A 17704-nucleotide genomic window follows, 5' to 3' on the forward strand; every position below is an offset into this window, starting at 1 on the left:
GCTACGCCCTCATGGTAGCGGCGGTGGCCCCGCCGGCGTCGTCTGCCGTCAATTTCGCCTAGTACGGCTCGGCGCAATTAGTGAAAGCTGACGGCGGTTCTGGTTAGCCCAGAACCGCCTCCCGGGAGGCGACGAACGCGGCCACCGCTGCGTCGATGTCCTCGCGCGAATGCGCGGCGGAGAGCTGCACCCGGATGCGGGCGGTGTCCTTGGGCACGACCGGGAAGCTGAACGCGGTGACGAAGATGCCGCGCTCGAGCATCTCGGCGGCGATCCTCGAGGCCACGACGGCGTCGCCGAACATGACCGGGACGATCGCGTGCTCGCCGTCGAGGAGGTCGAAGCCGGCCCCGCCCATCTGCGCCCGGAAGTAGGCGGCGTTGTCGAAGAGGCGCGTGCGCAGCTCGCCCGACTCCTTCACGAGGTCCAGGGCGGTCATCGTCGCGGCCACGATCGACGGCGCCAGCGAGTTGGAGAACAGATACGGCCGCGCCTTCTGCCGCAGCATCGCCACGATCTCGCCGCGGCCGGAGACGTAGCCGCCCGACGCGCCGCCGAGGGCTTTACCGAACGTCCCCGTGTAGATGTCCACCCGCTCGGAGACGCCGGCGTGCTCGGGCGTCCCGGCACCGGTCTCCCCCATGAAGCCGACGGCGTGCGAGTCGTCCACCATGACCAGCGCGCCGTACTGCTCGGCGAGGTCGCAGATCCCCTCGAGCGGCGCCAGGTAGCCGTCCATGGAGAAGACGCCGTCGGTGACGACGACGGAGCGGCGGGGGCCGGCGCCGTCGTTCATCGCCGCGGCGGCCTGCAACTGGGCCTCGAGGTCGGCGAGGTCCTGGTTCTTGTAGCGGAAGCGGGACGCCTTCGACAGGCGGATGCCGTCGATGATCGAGGCGTGGTTCAGCGCGTCGGAGATGATCGCGTCGGCCGGGCCGAACAGCGACTCGAAGACGCCGCCGTTGGCGTCGAAACAGCTCGAGAAGAGGATGGTGTCCTCGGTGCCGAGGAACGCGGAGACCTTGGCCTCCAGCTCGAAGTGGGCGTCCTGCGCGCCGCAGATGAAGCGCACCGAGGCCATGCCGAAGCCGCGTTCGTCCAGCGCGGTCTTCGCCGCCTCGATGATCCGCGGGTCGTCGGCGAGGCCGAGGTAGTTGTTGGCGCAGAAGTTCACGACGTCGGCCGCCACCCCGCCCAGCGGGCCGGCCTTGATGCGGGCGGACTGGGGCGAGTCGATGTGGCGCTCGTGCTTGTATAGCCCGGCCGTCTCGATCTCTGCGAGTTCGGCGGCGAGCTGGTCTTTCAGATCGGTGTACATGTATCCCTCTTGAGTAGTTCTTAGACGTTGCGCCAGTCGAGGACGACCTTGCCGCTGAGGCCGTCGCGGGCGATGGCGAAGCCGCGCTCCCAGTCGGCGGCCGGCACGACGTCGGTCACCACCCCGGCGATCGACTCCCGCAGGCGCGGGTTGGAGTCGAGCATGGCGCTCATGGCGTACCAGGTCTCGTACATCTCGCGGCCGTAGATGCCCTTGAGCGTGAGCATGTGGGTGACGACCTTGCCCCAGTCGATGTCGATCGAGGCGCTGGGCAGCCCGAGCATCGCGATCTGGCCGCCGTGGTTCATGTTGTCGATCATCTCCGGCAGCGCGGACGGGTGCCCGGAGATCTCGAGCCCGACGTCGAAGCCCTCGACGAGTCCGAGCTCGTCCTGTGCGGCGGCGATGCGGGTGTCTGCGACGTTGATGGCCAGGTCTGCCCCGGCCGCGCGGGCCAGGTCGAGCCGCGGCTCCGAGACGTCGGTGATGACCACCCGGCGGGCCCCGGCGTGCTTGGCGACGCCGATGGCCATGAGCCCGATCGGCCCGGCGCCGGTGATCAGGACGTCCTCGCCGACGATCGGGAAGGACAACGCCGTGTGGACGGCGTTGCCGAAGGGGTCGAAGATCGCGCCCAGCTCCGGCGTGACGGCGTCGGACTTGTGGACCCACACGTTGGTCTCCGGGATCACGACGTACTCGGCGAAGGCCCCGTCGCGCTGGACGCCCACCGACGAGGTGTTGATGCACATCTGCCGGCGGCCGGCGCGGCAGTTCCGGCACATCCCGCACACCACGTGGCCCTCGCCGGAGACGCGGTCGCCAACGGCGACGTGCGTGGTCAGGTCGCCGACCTCGACGACCTCGCCGTAGAACTCGTGCCCGGGGATCATGGGGGCGGCGATCATGGCGGCCGCGGCGTCGTCGTACGCCTGGATGTGCAGGTCGGTGCCGCAGATGCCGGTGGTCATCACGCGGATCTTGACGTCGTGCGCGCCGGTGACCGGTTCGGGCCGGTCGACGAAGTCGAACCCGGCCTGCGGGCCGGATTTGTACAGTGCTTTCATCCTGGCTGTCGTCCTCACTCGAGCACGCCTGTGCGGCGCGCATCGTCACGATGTCGATTCAAGTGTTGCAGTGAAACGCACAGATCGACACATTAGAAATCCTGCTATCTCCTCAAGCGATGATTTAGCATCTACTTCATGGACCTGCATCAACTGCGCATTCTGCGCGAGCTCGGAGATCTCGGCTCCGTCAACGCCGTCGCCCGCGAGATGTTCGTCTCGCCCTCGGCGATCTCGCAGCATTTGTCGCAGCTGCAGCGGTCCGTCGACGTGCCGCTGACGAGAAAAGACGGACGGTCGCTCGCCCTGACCGACGAGGGCCGGGTCCTTGCTGATGCCGGTGCCGAGATCGCCGCGGTTCTGGCGAGAGCCCGCGGCGAGATCTCGGACGGCAGCGCCGCGCACAGGGCGCCCGTGCGCGTGGCCGGCTTCCACTCGATCGGACAGACCGTGTTCGCTCCCCTGCTCACGCAGGAGGAGCGGGACCTGCCGGAGCTGCACTTCTTCGACGAGGACGTCTCACAGCAGCAGTTCCCCGCCCTGGCCGCGCGGTACGACCTCGTGCTGGCGCACCGCATGCGGCACACGAGCCCGTGGCCCGAGGGCCAGGTGGCCGTCGTCCCCCTGGCCTTCGAACCGCTGGACATCGCCCTGCGCACCGACCACGAGCTGGCCCGGTTCGAGAGCCTCGACGCGTCCCAGGTCATCGCCGAACCGTGGGTCGTCTCGCGTTCGGGCTACTCCCCTGACGACGTGCTGCAGACCATCGCGGCCACCGCAGGGCGGGCGCCGACGGTCCGGCACCGGGTCAACGACTACGCCACGGTCGCCGCGCTGGTCCGGGCCGGCGGCTGCCTCGGCATCCTGCCGCGCTACACGACCCGCCATGCGATCCCGGAGACGGTGACGCTCCGGCCGATCCGCGGCCTCACCGCGGGCCGCCAGATCGACCTGCTGGTCCGCGCCGAGCACCTGCACCGCGCCTCGATCCGCGACGTCGTCGAGGCCATCCGCGACACGGTGCGCCGCATCGTCGCCGCCGCGCCGCCGTCCGAATCGCCCGGCTAGGCCAGCTCGCCCAGGAGCGTCGCGACCGCGTGTCGTCCGACGCCGTGCAGCGGTTCAGAGGGATCCTGCAGGATCGCGATCAGCGCGTAGTGCACGCCCCAGCCCCGCGCCCTGCGCCACAGCGCGTCCGCGGCCTCCGGTGCGACGCCGGCCGCGTCGTCGTACGCCGAGCGGAATTCCGCCCGCCCCGCGGGCGTGAAGTGCAGCCAGGCCATGCCGAGGTCGCCGGCCGGGTCGCCGCTGGTCAGATCCCCGAAGTCGACGACGGCCGCCAGCGTCCCGTCCGGGCCGAAGACCACGTTGTGCGGATGGGGGTCGCCGTGCAGCCACAGCGGGACGCCCGGGTGGACATCGGCGGCCAGACCGTCGGCGAAGATTCGGCGCAGGACCTCCACGCTGCCCGGACCGAAGCCCTCGCTGGCCGCAGGTGAGAACAGTCCATTGCCGAACTCGGCCAGCCGGTGCTCGACGGCGGCCTGGCGCAGCGCGAGACCGGTGCCCCGGAAGACGCTCGTCGGCGCGCGGCCGGCGGCCTCGGCGTGCATGGCGGCCAGGAACCGCCCCAGTTCGGCGGCGTACCCGTCGCGCTCGGCGGGCTCGGCGAGGGCCGCGCTCCGGCCGGGGAACCACGGCACGACGGCCCACTCGTACGGGTAGCCGTACCCGGGTCGCCCCGTCCGCAGGACGGCCGGCACCGGCAGGGGCAGGTTCGGCGCGAGTGCGGGCAGGTGCTCGATCTCGTGGCGGAGCAGCTCCGCGGCCGAGCGCCGGCGCGGCAGGCGGACCGCGTACTCCTCGCCGAGCCGGTAGACCACGTTGTCCCAGCCGGTGGCCGCACGCGCCGCCGGCAGGTGTGCGAGGTCGGGGTGCTGGCCCGCCAGCAGCAGACCGACGAGGTCGTCGGTGATCTCGACGTCGGCCGGCGGAAGACTCATCTCTCCACCCTAGTGGTTCCGCGCGTTGCGGCTCCTACTGCTCTACGACGACGCGGACCATGAGCGGGCGTCCGTCCGCCTCCTCCGGCACGTCGACGATGTGCTCGGTGCCGACGTAGTCCATGGTGCAGGCCTGGTTGCCGTAGTCGGAATCGAAGTACACCGTCAGCTCGTCGGCGGCGGTGGCTTCCACCCTTTCCAGCCGGGCCGGGCAACTCGAGCTGCCGAAGGTCTGGACGCGGATCTGCGAGTCCCCGACCCAGTCGGCGGGGCGGGGTTCGCCGTCGCCCGGCTGGCCGCCGGGTTCGGGCAGTCCTTCGGTGGGCAGGGCGCTCGGCCCGCCCGGCGATTCGGCGCCGGCGGAGGGGGACACGGGTGAGACCTGGGCGGACGACGGCGGTGCTCCGGTCGGTTCCGGGGCCGGGGCCGGCGAACGGGGCATCATCACGGTGAAGGCGAGGGCTATCAGCGCGCCCACCACGAACACGCCGACGGCGACGTACACGGCCACGACCCAGCGCGACCTGGCGTGCTTGCGCGTCTCCGGGCTGTATCCCATGCGGACATTGTCTCGCAATACGTCCCCGCAGGCGACACCTGTTCGCGGCGTATTGTTTCGAGCGCCCTTGGTTGGACCAGGTTCCTCGGGCTCCTCCCACTGGCGCCGAACACGCTCGGTGTCGCCACCTGGGACGGCACCGAGTACAGGTTCGTGCCGGCCGGGCGGAAGAACTGGAAGAGCGTCCTCGACGGGGTCATCTCCTCCTGGACCCCTCCGGATCCGGCACGGCGATGGCCGCCTGGAAGGAATCCAGGCGGCCATTCGAATCGGGGCGTCGTCCCGAGGCGTGCAGTGGGCGGGTCAGCCCTCGACGCCGAGCTTCTCCAGCACGATCTCGCGGACGCGGCCGGCGTCGGCCTGCCCGCGCGTTGCCTTCATGACCGGGCCGATCAGCGCGCCGACGGCCTGCAGCTTGCCGCCCTTGATCTTCTCGACGACACCGGGCATCTCGGCCATGGCGTCGTCGATGGCGGCACCCAGTGCGGAGTCGTCGTTCACGACGGCGAGGCCGCGCTTGTCGACGATCTCGCTCGGCGAGCCCTCACCGGCGATCACGTACTCGAGCACCTGACGGGCGATCTTGTCGTTGATCTTCTTGCCCTCGATCAGCGAGTTCAGCTCGATGATCGTCGCCGGGGTCGCCCCCAGCTCGGTCGGCTCGACGTCGGCGTTCTTGGCCAGGCGGGAGATCTCGCCCATCCACCACTTGCGGGCCACGGCCGCGGACGCGCCGGCGGCGATGGTCTCCTCGATGGCGTCCACCAGGCCGGCGTTGACGACGTCGCGGAACTCCGCGTCCGCGTAGCCCCAGTCGGCCTGCAGGCGCTTGCGGCGCTCGGCCGGCGGCTCCGGAAGTCGGGAACGCAGCTCCTCGATCCAGGCCTCGGTGGTGACGATCGGGACGAGGTCCGGCTCCGGGAAGTAGCGGTAGTCGTCGGCGTCGGACTTCGGGCGGCCCGACGTCGTCGTGCGCGTGTCCTCGTGCCAGTGCCGGGTCTCCTGGACGACCTTGTTCCCGGCGTTGAGCACGCCCGCCTGGCGGGAGATCTCGAAGCGCACGGCGTGGTCGACCGCGCGCAACGAGTTCACGTTCTTGGTCTCGGTGCGCGTGCCGAACTCGGTGGCGTCCTTGGCCATGAGGGAGACGTTGGCGTCGCAGCGGACGTTGCCGCGCTCCATGCGGGCGTCGGAGACGCCGAGGTTCTTCACGATCTCGCGGATCGCCGCGACGTACGCCTTGGCGAGCTCGGGGGCCCGCTTGCCGGCGCCGACGATCGGCTTCGTGACGATCTCGACCAGCGGGACGCCGGCGCGGTTGTAGTCCACCAGGGAGAAGTCGGCGCCCTGGATGCGGCCGGCCGCGCCGCCCATGTGGGTCAGCTTGCCGGCGTCCTCCTCCATGTGGGCGCGCTCGATCTCCACGCGGAAGACCTCGCCGTCCTCGAGCTCGATGTCGAGGTACCCGTCGAAGGCGATCGGGTCGTCGTACTGCGACGTCTGGAAGTTCTTCGGGGTGTCCGGGTAGAAGTAGTTCTTGCGGGCGAAGCCGCACGTCTCGGCGATCTGGCAGTTCAGCGCGAGGCCGATCAGGATCGCGTACTCGACGCCGGACTTGTTGACCACCGGGAGGACGCCCGGCAGGCCGAGGTCGACCTCGTTGACGTTGGTGTTCGGCTCGTCGCCGAAGGCGTTCGGTGCCGAGGAGAACATCTTCGTCTTGGTGTTCAGCTCGACGTGGACCTCGAACCCGAGGACCGGATCATAGGTGTCCAGCGCCTCGTCGTAGTCGACCAGGGTCTCGGTTGCAGCGCTCATTCAGGCAGCACCTTCCTCGATTGCGGCGGCCAGCTGAGGCGCCTGGTTGATCAGGGGCGACCCCCACTTGTCCTCGAGCAGTTTCTCCAGGGCCGCTCCGGCACGGTAGACGCGGGCGTCCTCGCGGGCCGGGGCCAGGAACTGGATGCCCACCGGCAGGCCCTCGGACAGGCCGCCCGGGACGGAGATGCCCGGGACGCCGGCGAGGTTGGCCGGGATGGTGGCGACGTCGTTGAGGTACATCGCCAGCGGGTCGTCGGACTTGGAGCCGAACTCGAAGGCGACGTTGGGGCTCGTCGGGGAGACCAGCACGTCGGCCTGTTCGAACGCGGCGTCGAAGTCCCGCTGCACGAGCGTGCGGACCTTCTGCGCCGAGCCGTAGTAGGCGTCGTAGTAGCCGGCCGAGAGGGCGTAGGTGCCCAGGATGATGCGGCGCTTGACCTCGTCGCCGAATCCGGCGGCGCGGGTCGAGCCCATGACGCGTTCGATGGTCATCGGCCCGTCCTCGGGCAGGACGCGCTTCCCGTAGCGGACGCCGTCGAACTTGGCGAGGTTGGAGGAGACCTCACTCGGCATGATCAGGTAGTAGGCGCCAAGCGCGTACTTGAAGTTCGGGCAGTGCACCTCGACGATCTCCGCGCCGGCGGCCTTCATGAGCTCGAGCGACTCGTCGAAGCGTGCCTGGACGCCGGCCTCGTAGCCCTCGCCGGTCAGCTCCTTGATGACGCCGACGCGCACGCCGGTCAGGTCGCCCGTGGCGCCCTTGCGCGCCGCTTCGGCGAGAGCCGGAACGGGGTCGGCCAGCGAGGTGGAGTCGCGCTCGTCGTGGCCGCCGATGAGCTCGTGCAGGATCGCGGAGTCGAGCACGGTGCGGGTGACCGGGCCGATCTGGTCCAGCGACGAGGCCATGGCGATCGCGCCGTAGCGCGAGACCGAGCCGTAGGTCGGCTTCACGCCGACGGTGCCGGTGACGGCGCCGGGCTGGCGGATCGAGCCGCCGGTGTCGGTGCCGAGGGCCAGCGGCGCCTCGAACGCGGCGACGGCGGCGGCGGACCCGCCCCCGGAGCCGCCCGGGATGCGGCCCAGGTCCCACGGGTTGCGGGTGTTGCCGTACGCGGAGTGCTCGGTGGAGGAGCCCATGGCGAACTCGTCCAGGTTGGTCTTGCCGAGCATCGGCAGCTTCGCGGCGCGGATCTTCTCGATCACGGTCGCATCGTACGGGCTCATCCACCCCTCGAGCATCTTCGAGCCCGCCGTGGTCGGCTGCCCCACGGTGACGATGAGGTCCTTCACCGCGATCGGAACGCCGGCCAGCGGGTGCAGGGCCTCGGCCTCGGCGCCGCCGGCCGCGCGGATGGCGTCGACCTCGGCGGCCACAGCGAGGGCCTCCTCGGCGTTGACGTGCAGGAAGGCGTTAACTCCGCGCTCGCCTCCGTCGACGGCCGCGATGCGGTCGAGGTGGGCCTGCACGGCCTCGACGGACGTGGTCTCGCCGGCGCGCAGCTTCTCGGCGAGCGCGGAGGCGGACAGTTCGATGATCTCGCTCATTGTTTACTCCCCATCCAGGATCGCCGGGACCTTGAAGCGGTTCTCGTCCGCGTCCGGTGCGTTCTGCAGTGCCTGTTCGGGCGTCAGGGTCTTGCCCACGACGTCCTCGCGCAGGACGTTCTGCAGCGGGATCGGGTGGCTGGTGGCCGGGACGTCGTCCCCGGCGGCTTCGCTGACGGCTGCGATGGAGTCGACGATCACGGCGAGTTCGCCGGTCATCTTGTCCAGCTCCGCATCGTTCATCTCGATGTGCGCAAGCCGGGCCAGGTGGACTACGTCCTCACGGCTGATGGCAGACATGTAGCTCCCAGAGTGGTTGGGTCGGTGGTTCGCGTTTCATTCTATTCCAGCGCCGGTCCGCTCGTTGCACGCGCCGGTCCGAGAAGCCGGCACGACGGCGGGGCGCGGCGTGCGCTCTAGCGGCGCCCGGCGCGGGCCTCGACCAGGGCGCGGGCGCGCGGCCGGTCCGTGGCGACGAAGGTCTCGGTGTCCGTGACGAGCGTCGGGACCGTCTCGTTGCCCTTGTTGATGCTGCGCACCCGGGCGGCGGCGTCGTCGTCCTTCCAGATGTTCACCCAGTAGACGTCGCCCAGGCGGGCGCGCAGCGTCCACATCAGCCGGAGGCAGAAGGTGCAGCCCGGCCGCCAGAAGACCACCACTCCCCCGCGCTCGACGTGCTCGTCGACGCCGGCGTCCGGCTGCGATCCGGCGAGCAGCGAGATGCCCGTGAAGACCCCGAATCCGACGAGCGCCACACTGAAGACGACGGCGACCGCGTCGACGCTGTCGCCGGAGACCGCGCGGGCAAGGATGACGGCCGCGAGCAGGATGACGAGAACGGTCAGGACCCAGGCATTGGCGAAGATTCGACGCATGGCCCCACCCTATCCGTCCGCCGGGGCCGCGGGCGGGCATGTCGGATTCTTGGCGATCGTCAGCGGTCGATCTAGCATGGAGGCGTGGCCGATCCTTCCAAGACACTTCCGAAATTCACCGTCGACCGGGCGCAGCCGTCGACGGCCAGCGTGCTGCGGACCGTCGAGTGGGTCGACACGGACGCCTCCGGCCACCAGCACAACTCGGCGGTTATCCGCTGGGTCGAGGCGGCCGAGGCCAAGCTGTTCCGCGAGCTCGAGCTCCCGGAGTACTTCCCGTCGGCCCCCCGCGTGCAGCAGGTCGTCAACTTCACCTCGAAGCTGTGGTTCGGCCAGCAGGTGACCGCGACGGCGACCGTGCAGCGGATCGGCCGCACCTCGCTCACGCTGGCCTTCGAGGTCGTCGGGCATGCGCACGAGCAGCGGCCGGAGACGGTGGCCGCCCACGGGACCATCGTCGTCGCACACGTCCCCGCGGGCGCCGCGAGCGCCCGGCCGTGGCCGGACGCGGTGCGCGCCGCCGTCAGCCCCGCCGAGGGCGGACCTCGATGATCGAGATCCCGGCTCCGCCGATCCGGCACCAGCAGTTGATCCTCACGATCTACGGACTGTACGGCCGAGAGGGCACCGGCGCGCTGCCCGTCTCGACGCTGATCCAGCTGCTCGGGGACCTCGGCCACGAGGCCCCCGGCGTCCGCTCCGCCGTCTCGCGCATGAAGTCGAAGGGCGTCCTGACGAGCGAGAAGCAGGGCGGTGCCGCCACGTACAGCCTGTCGGCGGGCACGCTCGAGATCATCGAGGAGGGCGACGCGAGGATCTTCGCGCCGTACCGCGCCAGCACCCACGGGCAGTGGGTGCTGGCGATCTTCTCCGTCCCCGAGTCCAAGCGCGACCGCCGCCACCAGCTGCGCACCGAGCTGACGCGCCTCGGATTCGGCGCCATGGCCTCGGGCACGTGGATCGCCCCCGCGAACGTCCTGCCGGGCGCGAAGCGGCGGCTCGAAGCCCGCGGCCTGACCGAGTACGTGGAGTTCTTCACGGGAGCCTACGACGGCGAGGAGCTCGCGGCCGGACGCATGCGGGAGAAGGTCTCCGAATGGTGGGATCTGGAAACGCTCTCCGGGCAGGTCGACGAGTTCATGGAGTACTACGGCAGCGGGCTCGCCGACTGGCGGGCCCTGCTGGAGCAGCCGTCCGGCGCGTCCGCGGAGGAGACCGGCCTGCTGCGTCGCGCCGCCTTCCGGTACTACATCCCCATGCTGACCCTCTGGCGGCGACTGCCGTACCGCGACCCCGGCCTGCCGCTCGAGTACCTCCCGAGCGGATGGCGGGGGCCGCAGGCACGCGAGATCTTCTTCGGCGTGCACGACCTGATCTCCCCTCTGGCCTCCGAGCACGCGCACACCCTGCTCGAGTAGGGACCACGCGCGAACGCCCGGGGCGGACCGGCCAGTCTGCCGGCCCGCTCCGGGCGTTCGCCGCCGAACCGGTCAGCGCTCGGGGATGACCGCGATGCCCTGGACCTCGATCAGCGCCTCCTTCTGCCACAGGCGGCTGACGCCGATGCCCGCCATCGCGGGATACTCCGTCCCCGCCATCTTCCTCCAGATCCGCCCGATCTCGCGGCCGTTGGCCATGTAGTCGTCGACGTCCGTGAGGTAGATCGTCACGCTGACCAGGTCCTCCGGGCGGCCGCCCGCCTCCGTCAGCGTCGTCAGGACGTTGGAGAACGCCTGCGTGAACTGCTCGACGATGCCGCCGGGGACGATGTTCATGTCCTGGTCCAGTGCGGTCTGCCCGGCCAGGAAGACCGTGTTCGCGGCGAGGACGCCATGGGAGAAGCCGGACGGCTTCGCCATCGATGCCGGGTTGATGAGGACGTTTCCTTCAGTCATGTCTTGCTCCTGTTCGATGGGATCGGATCTGGAATGAAAAATCTTCGCCCGGACTCTGGTCCTGAAATGTGAGCCGTGCTACGTTGAGCATATGTGACGACCGTAAAAAAGTCGACACACACGAATCGATCGACTCACCGGAGGTCCGCGCAGCATGAAACTCACCACCCTCTCCATCGCGGGGACGACGACGGCCGCCGTCGGCGTCGGCCACGGGGCGTTCGTGCCGTTGGACGCTCCGGACCTGGGTGCGCTGCTGGCCGGGAGCGACTGGCGCCAAAGGGTCGACGTGGCCCGCGCCTCCGGTGCGGCGCCGGTCCGCCTGGACGAGGACGGCGTGCGGATCGGCCCGCTCGTACCCCGCGCCGGCAAGGTGATCTGCTGCGGATTGAACTACGCCGACCACATCACCGAGATGGGCCGCGACCTGCCCGAGTACCCGACGCTGTTCGCCAAGTTCGCCGACACGCTGACGGGACCGGCCGACGACATCGCCGTCTCGGCGAGCGCCCAGGTGGACTGGGAGGCGGAGCTGGGCGTCGTCGTCGGGCGCACCCTCACGGACGCCGACGAGACCGAGGCCGAGGCCGCCATCGCCGGCTACACCGTCGCCAACGACATCTCGATGCGCGACTGGCAGCGCCGCACGCTCCAGTGGTTCCAAGGCAAGGCGTTCGATGCGACGACACCGGTGGGGCCGGTCATGGTGACGCCCGAGGAGGTCGAATCCACGCGGTTCGCCGGCGACGGCTTCACCGTCCGCGGCTACGTCAACGGCGACCTCGTGCAGGAGGGCCGGACGCGGACGCTCGTCTTCGGGCCCGCCAGGCTGCTCTCCTACATCAGCCGCTTCACGACGCTCCGGCCGGGCGACCTCGTCCTGACCGGGACCCCCGGCGGCGTCGGCATGGGCATGGAACCGCCCCGCTTCCTGCGCGACGGCGACGTCGTCGCCACCGAAATCGACGGCATCGGACGCCTCGAGAACCGCGTCCGCCTGACCTGACCACCACCCGGGCGTCGCCCGGCCCACCCCTTCCGATGAAAGGACAGAACATGAGCAGCGAGACCACCGAGTACATCTACGAGGGCGACAACTCCATCTACGCCGGCGAGGACGGCAACGTCGTCCCGGTCGTGACCCGCGCCGGCGAGGAGGACACGAACACGATGCAGTCCGGCGACTGCGTGCGCGTCTCCGGCGTCAGCATCCAGCACACCCCGGCCACGAAGATCTGGTTCGGCCAGGTCTCCAACACCCCCGGCTACCGCTCGCTCCCGCACCACCACGCGGAGGCCGAGACCGGAGGCTACGTCCTGAGCGGGCACGGCCGCATCTACTTCGGCGAAGACTATGCGCAATACCAGGACATGAAGGCCGGCGACTGGGTGTTCGTCCCGCCGTTCATGCCGCACGTCGAGGCCAACATGTCCGTCACCGAGGACCTCGTGTGGCTGACGGCGCGGACGCCGGAGAACCTCGTCGTCAACCTCGACGACGTCCCGGACGAGACGCTGGAAGGCTACCGCCGCGCATGAACCAGGTGACCAGCCCCCTGACATCGGACACGTTCGTCGCCGCCACCGCGCTCCGTGAAGTCGGCGCCGAGGTCTACGACCTCGCCTTCGAGGCCACGACGCAGTACGTGCCGTGGCCCAAGGCCTACGGCGGCGACATGGTCGCCCAGGGCACGACGGCGATGATGCGTTCGGTGGGATCCGACCGCACCCTGCACTCGATGCACAGCTACTTCATGCGCCCCGTCGACATCGGCGCACCCGTCCGCTACGAGGTCGAGAAGCTGCGCGACGGGCGCGGCTACTCGACCCGCCACGTCCGCGCGTTCCAGAACGGCAAGCCGGTCTACGTCTCGATGGGCTCGTTCCACGTGCCGGAGGACGGCCCGGAATTCGCGTCGACCGCCCCCGCAGCGGTCGACGGCCTCGCCCCGGAGTCGGTCCGCAGCGCCGCCGAGGCGCTCGACGGGGTCGACACCGACGCCGCCCGCTACTGGTCGGCGGGCCGCAGCTTCGACATGCGGCACGTCCCCTCGCCCGTCTACCTCGAGGTCGACGGGGAGCAGGTCGGGCACCAGGCCGTCTGGATCAAGGCCTTCACACCGCTGGACGACGACGCCGTCGCCGGCCTGGGTGCCGACGACGCCCACCGCGTGGCCCTGGCGTACGTCTGCGACTACACGATCCTCGAGTCGATCCTCCGGGCGCACGGCGCTCCCTGGGCGACGGAGGGTCTGGCGACGGCGAGCCTGGACCACTCGATGTGGTTCCACCGGCCCGGCCGTCTGGACGACTGGGTGCTGTACGCCCAGGAGGCCGTCTCCAGCCAGAACAACCGCGGACTCGCGACCGGCCGGTTCTTCGACCGCTCCGGCCGGCTCCTCGCGACCGTCGCCCAAGAGGGCATGGTCCGCCTCCCGCACTGAACCCTCCGCCCCTCGATGAGGAGGGGCACGGAATGAAAGGCACCGTCATGGAGCTGTCACCCTCGGCGCACGTCGACACGTTCGCCCGCGACAACCTGCCGCCCGCCGACCAGTGGCCCGCATTGGAGTTCACGATCGAGGACGTGCAGTACCCCGAGAAGATGAACGCCGCGACCGTCCTGATCGACGACGCGGTCGCGTCCTTCGGGGCGGACCGCCCCGCCCTGCACACGCCCTCCGGACCGTCGTGGTCGTACGGCGACCTGCTCCGGCGCGCCAACCAGGTCGCCCGGGTCCTCACCGAGGACCTCGGGATCGTCCCGGGCAACCGGGTGCTGCTGCGCGGCCCCAACAACCCGTGGATCGTGGCCGCGTGGCTCGGCGTGCTCAAGACCGGCGCCGTCGTCGTGACGACCATGCCGATCCTGCGCGGCGCCGAAGTCGCCAAGATCGCGACCCTCACCAAGCCCTCCCTGGTGCTCTCGGACCACCGGTTCGTCGCCGACGTCCCCGAGTCCATCGGAGACATCCCCCTGATCGCCTACGGCGGCGACGACGAGGCGGACCTGACCCGGCGCTGCGAGGGCAAGGACGGCACGTTCGAAAACGTGGAGACGGCCGCGGACGACGTCGCCCTGCTGGGGCCGACCTCGGGCACGACGGGCGTCCCGAAGATCACGATGCACTTCCACCGCGACATCCTCGCCAACGCGGACACGTTCGCCAAGCACATCCTCGCCCCGCGCCCGGACGACGTGATGGCCGGGTCCCCGCCGTTCGCCTTCACGTTCGGCCTCGGCGGCCTGGTGGTGTTCCCGCTGCGGTTCGGCGCGTCGTCGCTGCTGACCGAGCGGGCGACCCCGATGGAGCTCGCCGAGCTCGTGCACGAACGGGGCGCGACCGTCCTCTACACGGCGCCGACCGCCTACCGGGCGATCCTGAAGGAGGGCGGCGGCCACCTGCTGCGCGGCCTGCGCGTCGGCGTCTCGGCCGGGGAGCACCTGCCGAGCCAGACGTGGGAGGCCGTCAAGGAGGCGACCGGAATCGAGCTGGTCAACGGGATCGGCGCCACCGAGATGCTGCACGTGTTCATCTCGGCCGCGGGCGACGACATCCGGCCCGGCGCCACGGGCGTGGCCGTCCCCGGATTCCGCGCCAAGATCATCGACGCCGAGGGCGGAGACGCCCCGCCGAACACCCCCGGCCGGCTCGCCGTGATCGGTCCGACGGGCTGCCGCTATCTGGACGACGACCGCCAGCTGGCCTACGTCATCGACGGCTGGAACGTCACCGGGGACACGTTCCTCATGGACGAGGACGGGTACTTCTTCTACCAGGCCCGTTCCGACGACATGATCATCTCCTCGGGCTACAACATCGGCGCGCCCGAGGTCGAGGCCGCCGTCAATCAGCACGACGACGTCATCGAGAGCGCCGTCGTCGGCCGGCCCCATCCCGAGCGCGGATCCATCGTCTGCGCGTTCGTCGTCCTCCGCGACGGCGCCACCGCCGACGGGGCGAAGGCCAAGGAGCTGCAGGACTTCGTCAAGTCCCGCATCGCCCCGTACAAGTACCCGCGCGAGGTGCGGTTCGTCGACGAGCTCCCCCACAACCCGTCGGGCAAGCTCCAGCACTTCAAACTCCGCCAGCTCGTCGAGAAAGAAGACGTATCAGCCGACCTGTCCCCCGCCGGGGCGACCGGGCACTAGCCGAAGGAAGAACCATGAAAATCGCAGTCGTAGGTGGTGGCCCGGGCGGCCTGTACTTCTCCGCGCTCATGAAACAGCTCGACCCGTCCCACGAGGTGACGGTCTTCGAACGCAACGCCGCGAGCGACACGTTCGGCTTCGGCGTCGTGTTCTCCGACGAGACGCTGGGCGGGATCGGCAACGCCGACCCCGTGGTCGCGGACTACATGAGCCGGCGGTTCGCCCGCTGGGCGGACATCGACATCCACTTCAAGGACGAGGTGATCACCGTCGGCGGCCAGGGGTTCGCCGCGATGAGCCGCAAGGAACTGCTGCAGCTGCTGCAGCACCGGACCGTCGAGCTCGGCGTCGACGTCCGGTTCTCCACGCTGGCTCCCCCCGTGGAGGAGCTGGAGGCAGAGTACGACCTCGTGCTCGCCGCGGACGGCCTGAACTCGCAGATCCGCACCAAGTACGCGGACGCGTTCGGCCCGAGCCTGGACCCCCGCCCCAACAAGTACATGTGGCTCGGCACGGACCAGGTGTTCGAGGCGTTCAAGTTCTTCGTCAAGGATACGGAATTCGGCACGATGCAGATCCACGGCTACCCGTACTCCGAGGACGGTTCGACGTTCATCGTGGAGATGTCCGACGACGTGTGGCGCGCGGCCGGCTTCGACGAGACCGAGAACGACTTCTTCGCCCCCGGCGTCTCCGACGAGAAGGCCGTCGCCAAGGTCCGCGAGATCTTCGCCGACGAGCTGGCCGGCTACGAGGTGCTGACCAACAACTCGAAGTGGCTGAACTTCACCACGGTGCGCAACCGCAACTGGCGACACGGCAACGTGGTCCTGCTCGGCGACGCCGCCCACACCGCGCACTTCTCGATCGGCTCGGGCACCAAGCTGGCCATGGAGGACTCCCTGGCCCTCGCGGCCTGCCTTCACGAGCACGCGAGCCTCGAGGACGCCCTCGCGGCCTACGAGACCGAGCGGCGCCCCGTCGTCGAATCGACGCAGCGCGCGGCGCAGGCCTCGCTCGAGTGGTTCGAGTCGATCGGCCAGTACAAGGACCAGTCGTCGACGCAGTTCGCGTTCAACCTGCTCACGCGCAGCCGCCGCATCACGCAGGAGAACCTGCGCCTGCGCGACCCGGAGTTCGCCCACGAGGCCGAGGCCGCCTTCGCCTCGTCCCAGGGGCTGGACGAGGTCGCGCCGGCGATGTTCCAGCCGCACCGGATCGGAGGGCTGGAGCTGCGGAACCGCATCGTGGTCTCGCCCATGGACATGTACTCGGCGGTCGACGGCGTCCCCGGCGACTTCCACAAGGTGCATCTGGGTTCGAAGGCCCTCGGCGGCGCCGGCCTGGTCATGACGGAGATGGTGTGCGTCTCCGCAGCCGGGCGCATCACCCCGGGCTGCACGGGCCTCTACGACGACGGGCACACCGGCGCGTGGAGGTCCATCACGGACTTCGTGCACGCGGAGTCCCCCGCCCGCATCGGCGCCCAGATCGGCCACTCCGGCCGCAAGGGGTCGACGCGGCTGATGTGGGAGGGCATCGACGAACCGCTGGAGTCCGGCAACTGGGAGGTCATGGGCCCGTCGGCGAAGCCGTACGGCCCGACCAGCCAGGTCCCGCGCGAGATGACGCGCGCCGACATGGACCAGGTCGTCGCCGAGTTCGCTGCGGCCGCACGGCGCGCGGAGGACGCCGGCTTCGACCTGATCGAGGTGCATGCGGCCCACGGCTACCTGCTCTCCTCCTTCCTCTCCCCCGTCTCCAACGAGCGCACGGACGAGTACGGCGGATCCCTCGAGAACCGTCTGCGCTTCCCCCTCGAGGTCTTCGACGCCGTCCGGGATGCCGTCTCCGCATCCATCCCGGTCACGGTCCGCCTCTCGGCGACGGACTGGATCGAGGGCGGCAACACCGGCGACGACTCGGTCGAGATCGCCCGGGCCTTCGTCGACCACGGGGCCGCCGCCCTGGACGTCTCCACCGGCCAGGTCGGCAAGGAGGAGCAGCCGGCCTTCGGCCGCAGCTACCAGACGCCGTATGCGGACCGGATCCGCCAGGAGGTCGCCGGACCCGCCGGGGTCTCCGTCATCGCCGTCGGCGCCATCTCCACGTACGACGACGCCAACTCGATCCTGCTGGCCGGCCGCGCGGACCTCATCGCGCTCGGCAGGACCCATCTCTACGACCCGCAGTGGACGCTCCACGCCGCCGCGGAGCAGGAGTACAAGGGCGCCGGGGCGGAGTGGATCCCGCAGTACAAGGCCGGCCGCCGCAAGCCGCCGAGCGCTCGGACGGATGCGGTCCGGCCGCGCCTGTCGCTGCTGCGCGACGTCGAGGCGAACGAGCCGGATCCGCACCTGCGCTGGCAGCCGCGCAAGCAGGGTGCCGCCGTGGGCTCGTAGCCGCCGGACCCACGGAAGGGCCGCCGCCTCATCTCGAGGCGGCGGCCCTTCCGCTGTTGCTGTCAG

General features: G+C 70.1%; 17 protein-coding genes. 8 read left to right on the plus strand and 9 right to left on the minus strand.

Annotated elements, in window-relative coordinates; genetic code table 11:
* Positions 1–103: 103 nt before the first annotated feature.
* Both IE069_RS09650 and tdh read right to left on the minus strand, forming a co-directional pair.
* A complete protein-coding gene (locus IE069_RS09650; protein ID WP_189349925.1) occupies positions 104–1318 on the minus strand; it encodes a glycine C-acetyltransferase in 1215 nt (404 codons plus the stop codon).
* Between the two features lie 20 nt (positions 1319–1338).
* The gene (gene tdh, locus IE069_RS09655) at positions 1339–2385 is read right to left on the minus strand and encodes an L-threonine 3-dehydrogenase (RefSeq protein WP_189349926.1); all 1047 of its coding nucleotides are present in this window, start codon (positions 2383–2385) and stop codon (positions 1339–1341) included.
* A 138-nt stretch (positions 2386–2523) separates the two neighbouring features.
* Here tdh and IE069_RS09660 point away from each other — a divergent pair, with 138 nt between their 5' ends.
* On the plus strand, positions 2524–3453 hold the full coding sequence (locus IE069_RS09660; protein ID WP_189349928.1) for a LysR family transcriptional regulator: 930 nt from the start codon (positions 2524–2526) through the stop codon (positions 3451–3453).
* Here IE069_RS09660 and IE069_RS09665 read toward each other — a convergent pair.
* From IE069_RS09665 to IE069_RS09690, 6 genes are all read right to left on the minus strand, one after another.
* Positions 3450–4388 carry an aminoglycoside phosphotransferase family protein gene (locus tag IE069_RS09665; protein ID WP_189349930.1) on the minus strand — a complete coding sequence of 313 codons (939 nt, stop codon included), beginning with the start codon at positions 4386–4388 and terminating at the stop codon, positions 3450–3452. The genes IE069_RS09660 and IE069_RS09665 overlap by 4 nt on opposite strands.
* 34 nt (positions 4389–4422) lie before the next feature.
* Entirely contained in the window at positions 4423–4947 is a 525-nt protein-coding gene (locus IE069_RS09670; protein ID WP_189349932.1) for a hypothetical protein, read from the minus strand.
* A gap of 303 nt (positions 4948–5250) precedes the next feature.
* A complete protein-coding gene (gatB, locus tag IE069_RS09675; protein ID WP_189349934.1) occupies positions 5251–6765 on the minus strand; it encodes an Asp-tRNA(Asn)/Glu-tRNA(Gln) amidotransferase subunit GatB in 1515 nt (504 codons plus the stop codon).
* Positions 6766–8313, minus strand: a complete 1548-nt coding sequence (gene gatA / locus IE069_RS09680; RefSeq protein ID WP_189349936.1) for an Asp-tRNA(Asn)/Glu-tRNA(Gln) amidotransferase subunit GatA — start codon at positions 8311–8313, stop codon at positions 6766–6768.
* A gap of 3 nt (positions 8314–8316) precedes the next feature.
* Positions 8317–8613, minus strand: a complete 297-nt coding sequence (gatC, locus tag IE069_RS09685; protein WP_189349938.1) for an Asp-tRNA(Asn)/Glu-tRNA(Gln) amidotransferase subunit GatC — start codon at positions 8611–8613, stop codon at positions 8317–8319.
* Positions 8614–8729: 116 nt separating this feature from the next.
* The gene (locus tag IE069_RS09690; protein ID WP_189349940.1) at positions 8730–9188 is read right to left on the minus strand and encodes a glutaredoxin domain-containing protein; all 459 of its coding nucleotides are present in this window, start codon (positions 9186–9188) and stop codon (positions 8730–8732) included.
* 84 nt (positions 9189–9272) lie between these two features.
* On the opposite strand from IE069_RS09690, the gene IE069_RS09695 reads away from it, so the two are divergent.
* Together IE069_RS09695 and IE069_RS09700 are read left to right on the plus strand one after the other, a co-directional pair.
* Positions 9273–9740 (plus strand): acyl-CoA thioesterase, encoded by a 468-nt coding sequence (locus IE069_RS09695; protein ID WP_229791059.1) that lies wholly within the window; start codon positions 9273–9275, stop codon positions 9738–9740.
* The gene (locus tag IE069_RS09700) at positions 9737–10606 is read left to right on the plus strand and encodes a PaaX family transcriptional regulator (protein WP_189349942.1); all 870 of its coding nucleotides are present in this window, start codon (positions 9737–9739) and stop codon (positions 10604–10606) included. Before IE069_RS09695 ends, IE069_RS09700 begins: the two co-directional genes overlap by 4 nt.
* 72 nt (positions 10607–10678) lie before the next feature.
* On the opposite strand, the gene IE069_RS09705 is transcribed toward IE069_RS09700, so the two are convergent.
* Positions 10679–11083 (minus strand): RidA family protein, encoded by a 405-nt coding sequence (locus IE069_RS09705; protein ID WP_189349944.1) that lies wholly within the window; start codon positions 11081–11083, stop codon positions 10679–10681.
* 154 nt (positions 11084–11237) lie between these two features.
* On the opposite strand from IE069_RS09705, the gene IE069_RS09710 reads away from it, so the two are divergent.
* From IE069_RS09710 to IE069_RS09730, 5 genes are read left to right on the plus strand one after another with little or no spacing between them, the layout of a single operon-like run.
* The gene (locus IE069_RS09710) at positions 11238–12089 is read left to right on the plus strand and encodes a fumarylacetoacetate hydrolase family protein (RefSeq protein ID WP_189349946.1); all 852 of its coding nucleotides are present in this window, start codon (positions 11238–11240) and stop codon (positions 12087–12089) included.
* 50 nt (positions 12090–12139) lie between these two features.
* A complete protein-coding gene (locus tag IE069_RS09715) occupies positions 12140–12622 on the plus strand; it encodes a cupin domain-containing protein (protein WP_189349948.1) in 483 nt (160 codons plus the stop codon).
* Entirely contained in the window at positions 12619–13527 is a 909-nt protein-coding gene (locus tag IE069_RS09720) for an acyl-CoA thioesterase (protein ID WP_189349950.1), read from the plus strand. Before IE069_RS09715 ends, IE069_RS09720 begins: the two co-directional genes overlap by 4 nt.
* Before the next feature lie 47 nt (positions 13528–13574).
* Complete coding sequence (locus IE069_RS09725) at positions 13575–15236, plus strand: AMP-binding protein (protein WP_189349952.1); 1662 nt, start codon at positions 13575–13577, stop codon at positions 15234–15236.
* 14 nt (positions 15237–15250) lie between these two features.
* On the plus strand, positions 15251–17638 hold the full coding sequence (locus tag IE069_RS09730) for a bifunctional salicylyl-CoA 5-hydroxylase/oxidoreductase (RefSeq protein WP_189349954.1): 2388 nt from the start codon (positions 15251–15253) through the stop codon (positions 17636–17638).
* Positions 17639–17704: the final 66 nt, after the last annotated feature.

It is taken from the genome of Zhihengliuella salsuginis (assembly GCF_014651715.1).
GTDB lineage: Bacteria > Actinomycetota > Actinomycetes > Actinomycetales > Micrococcaceae > Zhihengliuella > Zhihengliuella salsuginis.

Bases quoted from the DNA above. Each gene is read 5' to 3' on its own strand.
- IE069_RS09650 (WP_189349925.1), bottom strand. From the start codon at position 1,318: ATGTACACCGATCTGAAAGACCAGCTCGCCGCCGAACTCGCAGAGATC.
- tdh (WP_189349926.1), bottom strand. From the start codon at position 2,385: ATGAAAGCACTGTACAAATCCGGCCCGCAGGCCGGGTTCGACTTCGTC.
- IE069_RS09660 (WP_189349928.1), top strand. From the start codon at position 2,524: ATGGACCTGCATCAACTGCGCATTCTGCGCGAGCTCGGAGATCTCGGC.
- IE069_RS09665 (WP_189349930.1), bottom strand. From the start codon at position 4,388: ATGAGTCTTCCGCCGGCCGACGTCGAGATCACCGACGACCTCGTCGGT.
- IE069_RS09670 (WP_189349932.1), bottom strand. From the start codon at position 4,947: ATGGGATACAGCCCGGAGACGCGCAAGCACGCCAGGTCGCGCTGGGTC.
- gatB (WP_189349934.1), bottom strand. From the start codon at position 6,765: ATGAGCGCTGCAACCGAGACCCTGGTCGACTACGACGAGGCGCTGGAC.
- gatA (WP_189349936.1), bottom strand. From the start codon at position 8,313: ATGAGCGAGATCATCGAACTGTCCGCCTCCGCGCTCGCCGAGAAGCTG.
- gatC (WP_189349938.1), bottom strand. From the start codon at position 8,613: ATGTCTGCCATCAGCCGTGAGGACGTAGTCCACCTGGCCCGGCTTGCG.
- IE069_RS09690 (WP_189349940.1), bottom strand. From the start codon at position 9,188: ATGCGTCGAATCTTCGCCAATGCCTGGGTCCTGACCGTTCTCGTCATC.
- IE069_RS09700 (WP_189349942.1), top strand. From the start codon at position 9,737: ATGATCGAGATCCCGGCTCCGCCGATCCGGCACCAGCAGTTGATCCTC.
- IE069_RS09705 (WP_189349944.1), bottom strand. From the start codon at position 11,083: ATGACTGAAGGAAACGTCCTCATCAACCCGGCATCGATGGCGAAGCCG.
- IE069_RS09710 (WP_189349946.1), top strand. From the start codon at position 11,238: ATGAAACTCACCACCCTCTCCATCGCGGGGACGACGACGGCCGCCGTC.
- IE069_RS09715 (WP_189349948.1), top strand. From the start codon at position 12,140: ATGAGCAGCGAGACCACCGAGTACATCTACGAGGGCGACAACTCCATC.
- IE069_RS09720 (WP_189349950.1), top strand. From the start codon at position 12,619: ATGAACCAGGTGACCAGCCCCCTGACATCGGACACGTTCGTCGCCGCC.
- IE069_RS09725 (WP_189349952.1), top strand. From the start codon at position 13,575: ATGGAGCTGTCACCCTCGGCGCACGTCGACACGTTCGCCCGCGACAAC.
- IE069_RS09730 (WP_189349954.1), top strand. From the start codon at position 15,251: ATGAAAATCGCAGTCGTAGGTGGTGGCCCGGGCGGCCTGTACTTCTCC.